Origin of the sequence: Neobacillus drentensis, from assembly GCF_036966985.1 — a bacterium.
Taxonomy (GTDB): Bacteria; Bacillota; Bacilli; order Bacillales; family Cytobacillaceae; genus Neobacillus; species Neobacillus drentensis_E.
In genome coordinates, this window is sequence record NZ_JBALSN010000207.1 from 8,468 (window position 1) to 19,041 (window position 10,574).

Sequence of the window (10,574 nt, forward strand, 5' to 3'; positions counted from 1 at the left end):
GAAATCAGGCTTCTTTTACAGAATCTCAAATTGTTTAAAACCAGTTGTATCTGGGATAAAATCTAATGTTTTATGATTGAAATAATGACACTCATTATTGTCAATGATGAAGTGGAGATCATCCTTAATAATTTCTGTATCGTTAGACTGGATTGTTTCTTCCAACGTCACTTTTACTTTCATAAAACAACTTTTCCGCATTTGCAGCCGAATCAATTGTTTTGAGCCGGCTAACATTAATCTATCTTGTAGTTCGGTTTTTGCATTTTTAGTTAATATAAACACGAAACCACCCCCAACTTTATAAAAAAAATAATGCTACCCATATAAAGGATAGCATTATCTTGTACTTTTAGTAAATTACACGATTACTTAAGTACCACAATAGGTTCGGTAAGGCTGGTTAGATTGTTCAGGAAGTCTACAGTATTCAGATTGTTCAGGGGAGTGCGCGTATGGGTTTGAAAGTACATTTAGCAGCTTCTCCATTACACTGTAGTCTTCTTGATCGACGGCAGCATCGAGTGCAGCCTCCACCCGGTGATTACGAGGTATTACCGCAGGATTGCTGCTACGCATTAACTGCTGAGAATCAGCAATTGATTCCTGCTGTCTGCCAAGTCGTGCCTGCCATTGCTGAAACCACTCTGTAAATTCTGGTGTCTCCACTAAGAGCGTTTCATCCGGCCTTTCAATTGTTAAGGCTCGGAAAGTGTTAGTATAATCTGCCTTATGCTTCTCCATTATACTGAGGAGGTTTTCAACAATAGTTGCGTCCTCATCCTCTTCATTAAATATGCCCAATTTCGCTCTCATCCCAGAAAGCCAATTACTTTGATACAACTCCATATATTTTGAAATCTCATCCTGAGCTAGTTTGACAGCCTGTTCCTGATTATCATGTAGGAGCGGCAAAAGAGTTTCAGCAAATCGCGCGAGATTCCAACCGGCTATATATGGCTGATTGCCATAAGCATAGCGGCCTTGAGTATCAATTGAACTGAATACAGTTCCTGGGTCATACGTATCCATGAAGGCACAAGGCCCATAATCGATTGTTTCTCCACTGATCGTCATGTTATCGGTATTCATTACACCATGGATGAAGCCTACTAGTTGCCATTTAGCAACTAAAGCTGCCTGTCGTTTAATCACTTCCTGGAGCAAGGTAAGATATCGATTCTCATCCGTTTCAACATCTGGATAGTGGCGATTCAGTGCATAGTCAGCAAGAGCCCGAAGTTCTTCTACCGTTCCCCATTTCGCAGCAAATTGAAAAGTACCGACGCGTAGATGACTGGAGGCTACACGTGTCAAAATGGCACCAGGCAAGGTCCTTTCTCGGTATACGGGCTCTCCTGTTGTCACAACTGCTAGACTACGGGTGGTCGGTATCCCAAGCGCATGCATGGCTTCGCTGATAATATATTCGCGCAGCATAGGTCCGAGCGCAGCTCGACCATCTCCTCCGCGGGAGTACGGTGTCCTTCCTGGACCCTTGAGTTGAATATCAAGTCGTTCGCCTTTTGGCGCAATATGTTCACCAAGTAAGATTGCCCGGCCATCTCCTAGTTTCGTGAAATGCCCAAATTGATGTCCTGCATATGCTTGGGCAAGCGGCATTGCTCCGTCTGGTATCTGGTTGCCCGCAAACATGGCAACGCCAGCTTCGGTTTCGAGTGCCTGCTCGTTCAAGCCTAATGAGCTTGCAAGTGAATGATTAAGAACAATCAACTCGGGTGACCGTACTGGTGTTGGTTCAGTCTTGGTAAAAAATATTTCAGGCAGCCGGGAATAACTGTTATCAAAATTCCAGCCAATTTCAGTTTTTTCTGTTGCCATCGTATTCCCCTTTCATGTTTCTAGTATGTAATTTAAGATTCCCTATATTTTAATGCCAATCCTTTTAAGAAATTCCGAGCGAATTTATCCCCGCACTCTTTATAATTTTTATGTCCTTCTTTTCTTAATAAAGCCCCGAGTTCACCTTTAGTTACAGTTATTCCTGCACCTTCGAATATTTCGAGAAGATCCTCAGTCGTTAAGGCCAGCGCTATTTTTACTTTTTTCAGAAGGAGATTATTTACGTTTGCGCTTTTCTTTATGGACGGTTCCGGTGTATCCGGTTGTCCTGGTTTGGGCTCTTGTTTGCCTCTTTTATAAATAATAAGACCGTTTAAAAATGAATCTAACATACTGTTATTACATTTTATTTGATCGTCATATTCAGCCTCATCGTCTGATTTTGTGAGAACCTTTATCACCTCAGGAACGGTTACCTCCACACCGCCAAGTTTAAAAATTTCTGCCATCTCTTTATTTTTTAACTCTAGTGCATATCTCAATCGAATCAGTATATCATTATTATCCATCTAAAATCCTCCTTTAAATATTCAAACAGTCATTTTCCAACTTGATAATGCAAGCCAGTTCTCTCGCTCCTCATAATCGGGTAGTATTTTACCAACGAGGCGCCAAAAGGAACGATCATGATTAAGATGGACCATATGGCACATTTCGTGAACAACTACATAGTCAATCACTTGCTGTGGTGCCATCGCCAACTTCCAATTGAAGGTTAACTGCTGCCTGAAATCACAGGTTCCCCAATTGCTGTTATTATCTGAGATACGGATAGACCGTGGTTTTGTTTTAAAATGTTTTTGATAAGAACGAATACTCCGCTCTACTAACTTTTTACATTCTTGATAATAAAATCGTTTTAAAGCTTGTTTTATTTTTGCATCCTCTAGTTGTTTAACATATATTTTTAACATATCCTCTTCAAACACTACATAGTCTTGCATGGTATTTATATCTTGAGTGACCTTAATAGGATATTCTTTTCCTAAATAAAGAAAGATTTCACCATGATCATAAATCTTTACTTTTTGCCCCAGAAGCCTATCCTTTATTTCCTTGGATTTTTGCTGGATCCAATCCCATTTTTCCTCTATCAATTGAAGTACACGTTCATCAGTTGTTCCTCTAGGGGCCAGGACTTGAATATTGCCATAAACATCTATAGTAATGCCCAACGATTCACGTTTTTTATAAACTATCTCAAAACTCATGGTCTGACCTAAATAATTATGTATCATATAATCACCTGCATTTATGACAATAGGTAAAATCAACAGCAAAAAAATAAGAGTAGCAATAAAATTCCTACTCTAACCTTGAATTAGTGTATGCCAGATCGAGAGATTTGTCCATGAGAAGCCTCAATTCCAAGGAGAAGTTAATTATTTATTTATTTTGTGTAAAATTCCCCCTCAAGTATGGGACATTTTTCTTTTTTTAATGCAAAATCTCTTCAATGGGCGAATCTAGTGTTTCAATGGGCGAATTTATTAAGTAAAAATCTTTAAGAAAAAATCGATAATAACTGAACATAAATAAAGAAAGGCAGATGAATCCGCCTTTCTTCACTTGTTATTCAATTCATGCCATTGCTTAACCAGACGTTTCGGTGCCGCACGTAAATAGGCTTCTTGAATTAGATCGGTCAATTCGTCCCAATTTTCCTCAGCCGGATTTTGAATAGATACCCAGCCGTGTTGTCCGATATATGGGGTTTTGTAGTAATGCTCTTTCTGTAGCAATAATTCTTGAGTTTCTCGATCTGACTTGAACGACAATCCGAAACCTTTTTCATTCTCACCTGAAATCACGAAGGATTTTCCATTGATTTTAAAAGTATTGTGACCAAATCCGTCGATGTTTTCAACAGCTTCTGGCAGAGCAAGACAGATTTTGCGAACAGTTTCAAGCGTGCCAGACGTATCTAGTGATTTCATAATTTTATTCACCTATCACCAATCTATTTTGCATTTGCATCTGGTTGATGAATTCCGAATATATTTCCTTCAGTATCAATATAGTATCCTTGCCACGCCATTCCAGGAAGAGCATATTTAGGCAATGCAACTTTGCCGCCATTTTCAATTATTTTAGCTTCCGTGGAATCGTAGTTTTCCACTCCCATTGTGCATGCAAATCCATTTAGAGGTTGGTTTGGCATTGGCGGAGCACTTTGACGCTGCATCAACGCACCATTGATTCCAGGTTCATCTTCATTACCAGTCACTGCCCCAAAGTAAGGCATTCCTGCATAATCACTCCAATCTTGAAATGACCATCCGAATACCTCTCCATAAAACTTCTTGGCCCGTTCCATATCATCCACATGAATTTCGAAATGAACTATTCTCCCCATAATTACCTCCTAAGAGTCTTATAACCTCTCTATTATAGGACATGCATGGAAAAATATTCAATAAATTGAAAAAAATTTATTCTTAGTTTGTGTTTATAACACAACTTCATTTTCTGAACTTAAGCCAGATTCCTTCTTTCTAGAAAATAAATTTGCAAGAGCATCTGGAAGAGCCATCAATGCCGGCACAAAAATAGGAAGCAGTATAAAACAAAGGATGACCAGTCCTGAAATAACAGCTATAGCCAGTTCAGATAAAAGCACGATCCCAGCAGGCATTAGTGTAGCAAAGGTACCACCAAGAATGATAACTGCTGCTATAATGACACCACCTATTTGCCTAGAAGCCAGCACGATAGCCTCCTTGGCGGCCATATCAGGGTATTCCTTAAATCGCATCATTAAGAATATACTATAGTCACGCCCAGAGCTACAATAATAATAAAGGAGAAGAATGGCACAAAGGATGAAATACCTTCAAGTCCCTGCAAATCTATGAAAATATAATTTATGATGAACATAGCTGCATAATAAGCCCCAACTAGCGATGCCGTAATAAAAACCGGCGTCCAGAAAGATCTAATAACAAAGAATAGTACAAGCAATACTCCGATAATGACAATCGCTGTTGTTTTATTCAAATCTCTAGTCAAGACATTATTCATATCGTTTGTAGTTGCACTTGATCCAGATGTTCCACTCTTGGCATCTGAGAGAACAGTGCCTTTTAGTCCATCAGCAACCGTTTTATTAATTTGTTCAACTGTCTTTAAAGCCTTCTCAGAATATGGATCATCATTTAAAACAACCATAAACTTAGTAATTTTTCTATCTTTGGACATGAACGTATCAAATGATTTTTTAAAGTCCTTGTTTGTCAAAGCTTCTTTTGGAATAAAGAAAGTTTTATTCGTACTAAGCTGTGTTAAGTACCCATTCGTTTGTCCCAGACCATCCGAAATTTGTTCTAAACCACTATTGACATCTGAAAGCTTTTCTCCAAAAACACTGAATCCATTGAGACCGTCTGCCAACTGCTGCTGCCCTGATTTCATCTGACCCAATCCATCAGTGACACTGTTCATATTCTTTACGATTGTACCAATCCCTGAAGATGCATGATCAAGTCCAGATTCAAGTTTTTTTAGTCCATCTGCCATTTGCGATAAACCGCTGCTTATGGCCGTTAGATTTTTATTGGCTTTTCCAAAACCAGCCGTAACGGCATTATAATTAGCATTTAATGTTTGGATTCCTTCAGGTGTAATTTGACCTAATGAAGAGGATAATTGTTTGATCGTTTGCTTCAATGCTACATAATTAGCATCATTTTGAGAACCGGCATAACTACTGCCCAAGGCCGTTACCATGGATTCCATTTGCGACAGAGCACTTTTCATCCCAAGAAGAGCCTGTGCTGCATCTTGATAGTGATCACCCATCTCTTTATATCCAGCCTGCATCTTCCCATAATTTTCAGCGAGCAATGCAACACCACCGCTCATCTTGGAGAGATTCGTTTCAATGGCAGCGATTCCGTTCGTGATCGTTTTCGAGTTCCTTGATCCATCATTTATACCCGCTTGAATTTGCTTTAATCCATTAGTTAAGGCATCCATTCCCTCTTCAAGCTTTGCCGTGCCATCTACCATCTGACCCACTTTAGAAAAGTCAGCTGATCCGAATCCATCTTGTGCTTGTTTCAATCCATCATGGATTTGGTCGACACCATCTTGAGTTTGGGATAAGCCATGCGTAACAGAGCCCATTTGACTGTCAACGTAAAAATCGTCAATTGGCTTACCTTGAGGCTGTGTTATGGAAGAAACCTGCTTCACTCCCTTAATGCTCTTCAATCTTTCCGTTATATTATCAATGACTGAAAGAGATTCATTATTATCAAGTGCTTTGCCAGTATCAATGACTACAGTTGCAGGCATGGCCTGACCTTTGCCAAAATGTTCCGCAACCAAATTAATAGCTTTTGATGAAGGATACTTATTTCCAAGTTCCCCTATGGTATCGAAGTTTAGCTTTTCCTGATGTAAAAATATCATTGGTCCTAATATTAATAGTATGATAACTGTGGATATAATCGGATGCTTTACAGCAAAGGATGATGTTTTTCCCCAGAACTTGTTTTCCTTATGACCATTTACACTCTTGGATGGCCAGAAAAGCTTTTTACCTAGCACCTTCATAATAAACGGTGTTAAGGTCAATATTTCAAGCAATAATATGGTTACCCCGATGACAACCACCACACCAGATCGATAGATTGGAGATTCTGCAAAAATGAGAGCAAGGAACGCAATAAATACAGTCAGTATGCTGTACGCAATAGTTTTACCTGCTGTTTTATATGTGTTTACGATTGATTCATCTATAGTGTGGCCATGGGATAGTTCTTCCTTAAATCGATTAAAAAGAAGAATGTTATAATCCGTACCAATCCCAAATAGGATAAGGACCAAGAGCATTTGGGTAAGACTGGTTATTGGAAATCCTGCTTTATCAATTAATTGAGCCGCAATTCCCATGGAACAAAGATAGGAAAAAGCTACAGCCACTAGGGAGATTAAAGGTGTAACAACTGACCTGAATGCTAGGATAAGGACGACCAAAATAAAGATAACTGTTAATGCCGCACTTTTTTCGACACCCGCTTGAGAGGCCTTCAGATAATCATTATTGATAAAGTCTTCACCGCTAATATAATATTCAACAGTTACTTTATCCAGTTTGCTTTCAAACTGTTTTTCGATATCATCGATTTCTCGTCCTTTTTTATCAAGCTTAAAACTTACCATCAGTGTTGTGCCATTTTTAGATACTAGTGAGCTTTTTGCTTCGGGGATACTGAAGGGATCCATGATGTCTGCAATCCCAAGCTCTTTGCTGCTATCGCTAATGGATTTTACAGTCTCACCAATTTTTTTCATTTCATCATCTGATATTTTATTTTTATCGTAAAAAACGATGAGGTTGTTGACCCCTTCTGTTGTATCCATCTTTTTTAAGATAGTATCTGCCATTACTGAAGGGCTGTCACTACTCGTTCCTTGCTGCCCTTTTTGCCGCAGTATGGCATTGATGTCTGGTTGAATGACTGTTAGCACGATTGTCGCAATCAGCCAAATTGAAAATATTGCCCAGCGGCCTTTAATAATCTTTCTCACCTTGAATCCTCCATCATTCTATTTTGTTTTTTCAGGAAAGTACAAAACATCAAAGAATTCATGATTATCCATTCCTTCAGCCTCCATTTTTTCCTTCACAGCAGAAACCAATAATCTCATGCCCTTTTCAACCATTTCCTGTTCACCTGGGTTTAAGAGACTTAATGCATCAAATAATGACTTATTTGCGATTTCCGATATGTCCTCATTTATTCCTTTTGATAATTCGTTTGAAAGTGAGATCTCCACTGAACGTTTATCTTTCGGGTTAGGAGTTTTCACTAGAAATCCTTTGGAAGTAAGTCGTTCAACGATATCTGAAACCGTACTTTGGGTCATCTTAAGGTTTTGAGATAGATGTTTAATACTAATTTTTTTATGAGCAAACACTTCTCCAATAACCCTTGCTTGGGGAATCGTAACACCCCGCTCTTCGGAATGTTTCTGCAGACTTTTCATAATATAGCTTTGTAATAAATCAATAGATTCACGAATAAAATCGGCTTTATCCACCATTCACTAACCACCTTATAAAAAAATAGAACACGATACATCCCGTGGGATACATCGTGTACTATTTATCGTAGAATTATATATCATATTTGTCAATGATAAGATGTTCTTGCTAAAAATGCATAAAAAAAAGCAACGTCCATTATAAAGAGGAAGTTGCCTTTCTTCGAGTTGAGTATTCTAAACTCGTATATTGAATAGGGAGCAAGTATTCCTTTTCCTCTATTCAAGCTATAAATCAGGTTATTGGTGCTGGATTAAATAGAGTAAAATCATTATAGATTTCATATTTTTCTGCCAAACTCTGTTTACGTCCGCTGGCAACATCGATAATTTCATTGAATAGCAGAGTTCCAATTTCTTGAATGGTTGCTTCACCTGTTGCAATTGGCCCTGCATTCACATCAATTAAGTCTTGCCACATATCTTTCATGTCATTTCTTGAACATACTTTAATGACTGGTGCAGTAGCTAATCCATACGGGGTTCCCCTTCCTGTCATAAAAACCTGGAGCGTGATACCACTAGATAACTGGCACGAGCCACATACAAAATCACTAGCTGGAGTTGCTGCAAAAATCATACCCTTTTTCGTTGGTCTTTCTCCTGGAGAAAGAACTTCAACAATCGGAGATGAACCAGATTTAGCTATGGAACCCATTGCTTTTTCAACAATATTTGATAGACCACCCTTTTTATTTCCAGGAGTCGGATTTGCTGAACGGTCGACTTGACCATTATTCAAATATTGATCATACCATCTCATCTCGTCAGCTAATTTTTTTCCAACTTCTTCGTTCACACAACGCTCTGCAATGATATGGACACCATCACGAACTTCGGTTACTTCAGAAAACATAACGGTTGCACCAGCATTGACTAGCATATCGGCAGCATATCCGGCGGAAGGATTCGCTGTTACACCTGAGAAAGCATCACTTCCACCGCATTGTAATCCGATGGATAATTGAGAAAGAGGCAGTTCAACACGAACTCTTTCATTCAATTTTTTTAATTTGTTTTCAGCCATTTTCATAATTTCCGCCATGATCGCATCATGACCCTTTTCGTTTTGAAACGTTACCACATTATCTAATGTGTTATATTCCGCATCCAATAGCATTTCTAATGTTAGTTTTTCACATCCCAATGAGATGATCATCGTCTCGCCACCGAAATTCGGATGTTTGACCATGTTTCGCAGCATTCGAATTGGGATTTTTGCTTCTGGGGCATTAATGGCGACACCGCATCCATAGGCATGATTTATCACTACAACATCATCTACATTTTGATATTTTGGAAGAAGTTCTTGTTTAATTCTCTTTACTGCGTTATTTAATACACCTGTTACGCATTGAACAGTTGTCACAATTCCTAATATATTTCTTGTTCCAGCATATTCTCCGTTTTTGTTTGGATAACCCATAAACGTCCTAACTGGCGGTTCTGGCAGATCTGTAACCAAATTTGTTGCAAACTCCATCTCATCCAATGCTGGTGGAATTGGTAGTTTCAACATATGTTCATTGATCCAGTCGCCTTTTTTAATAGAATGTAATGCATATCCTAACGTGACGCTATATCGGACGATTGGTTCGCCTTCTCCGATATTGCATAAGGCAATTTTATGCCCTTGGGGAATATCCTGGTTTGCCAGAATATCATCCATGACAATGGTACCTGCAGGAATGGCATTTACTGTAATGGCAACGTTATCATTCTCATTGATTTTAATATAACGGTTTCCCACTGCGTTACCTCCTTAACTCTTGTTCTATTCTCAAAACCATTGTACTCTTAGATCATAAATAAAGTAAAAGTGATTATTTTTAGAATTCTATTAGAAAAACTAAGAGTAATGAGGCGAATTTCAAATGGATCTAAAACAGTTGGAATATATGATTAAAATCGCTGAGGAAAACAATATTACAAAAGCTGCCGAAAAACTTTTTATCACTCAATCAGCATTAAATCAGCAGCTCTTAAAATTAGAAAAAGATCTTGGAACCCAACTTTTTGTTCGTTCAAGAACCAATTGGCATCCAACACAAGCAGGAGAAATATATATTGAGATTGAAATTTCGGGAGGCATTACGCACAGGGGGATTTTAATCGATGCCGGACTAGACATTGTTGTTATCTACGATGGCAGGAATAATACATTCCTCTATATTCCCTTTGGCCATATTCAACAAATTAAAGAAGTTGAAGATCAGGATGATTCATATGACAGTAAACCAACTGATAAACCAATTGCATCTGATTCAATCTCCTATCGTAAAATATTAAATGGTGCCAAAGGTTTATTTGTTGAGGTATATGTAACAGGAAATAAATCCATTCATGGCTATTTAACAAGTATTATGAATGACTATTTTGTCTTTCACTCCCCTGCCTATAATACAATGTTTATTTCAATGAATCATGTAAAATGGCTAATACCATATCCGCCAAATACAACACCATATTCCATCAAAAATCCAAATTTCACCCTTAAACCAGTAACCGCTACTTTAGCAAGATCCTTTGACGAGCAGTTAAAGAAGATGCAAAATCAATTAATTATTCTTGATGGAGGATACAATGAGGAAAAAATAGGCTTACTTCAAACGGTTCAAAATAACAAAATGATTTTAATAACAGCTAAGGGAGAAAAAATT

General features: G+C 38.2%; 9 protein-coding genes and 1 pseudogene. 1 reads left to right on the forward strand and 9 read right to left on the reverse strand.

What is annotated here, in order from left to right:
• Nucleotides 1-15 precede the first annotated feature (15 nt).
• From V7659_RS14250 to garD, 9 genes and pseudogenes are all read right to left on the reverse strand, one after another.
• On the reverse strand, nt 16-285 hold the full coding sequence (locus tag V7659_RS14250; protein ID WP_335540558.1) for an iron-sulfur cluster biosynthesis: 270 nt from the start codon (nt 283-285) through the stop codon (nt 16-18).
• 87 nt (nt 286-372) lie between these two features.
• Nucleotides 373-1,842, reverse strand: coding sequence for a protein adenylyltransferase SelO (locus tag V7659_RS14255; RefSeq protein ID WP_335540559.1), 1,470 nt, complete (start codon nt 1,840-1,842; stop codon nt 373-375).
• Nucleotides 1,843-1,874: 32 nt separating this feature from the next.
• Nucleotides 1,875-2,372, reverse strand: a complete 498-nt coding sequence (locus V7659_RS14260) for a DUF1456 family protein (RefSeq protein ID WP_335540560.1) — start codon at nt 2,370-2,372, stop codon at nt 1,875-1,877.
• Nucleotides 2,373-2,393: 21 nt separating this feature from the next.
• Nucleotides 2,394-3,101 (reverse strand): M48 family metallopeptidase, encoded by a 708-nt coding sequence (locus V7659_RS14265; protein WP_335540561.1) that lies wholly within the window; start codon nt 3,099-3,101, stop codon nt 2,394-2,396.
• Nucleotides 3,102-3,428: 327 nt separating this feature from the next.
• A complete protein-coding gene (locus tag V7659_RS14270) occupies nt 3,429-3,800 on the reverse strand; it encodes an MmcQ/YjbR family DNA-binding protein (RefSeq protein ID WP_335540562.1) in 372 nt (123 codons plus the stop codon).
• A gap of 23 nt (nt 3,801-3,823) precedes the next feature.
• Nucleotides 3,824-4,219 carry a VOC family protein gene (locus V7659_RS14275; protein WP_335540563.1) on the reverse strand — a complete coding sequence of 132 codons (396 nt, stop codon included), beginning with the start codon at nt 4,217-4,219 and terminating at the stop codon, nt 3,824-3,826.
• Between the two features lie 93 nt (nt 4,220-4,312).
• A pseudogene (locus tag V7659_RS14285) lies at nt 4,313-7,254 on the reverse strand (MMPL family transporter).
• A gap of 162 nt (nt 7,255-7,416) precedes the next feature.
• The gene (locus V7659_RS14290; RefSeq protein WP_335540566.1) at nt 7,417-7,914 is read right to left on the reverse strand and encodes a MarR family winged helix-turn-helix transcriptional regulator; all 498 of its coding nucleotides are present in this window, start codon (nt 7,912-7,914) and stop codon (nt 7,417-7,419) included.
• 235 nt (nt 7,915-8,149) lie between these two features.
• A complete protein-coding gene (garD, locus tag V7659_RS14295; RefSeq protein ID WP_335540567.1) occupies nt 8,150-9,664 on the reverse strand; it encodes a galactarate dehydratase in 1,515 nt (504 codons plus the stop codon).
• A 124-nt stretch (nt 9,665-9,788) separates the two neighbouring features.
• Here garD and V7659_RS14300 point away from each other — a divergent pair.
• Nucleotides 9,789-10,574 (forward strand): LysR family transcriptional regulator (locus V7659_RS14300; protein ID WP_335540568.1); only part of this gene is annotated, 786 nt, incomplete at its 3' end.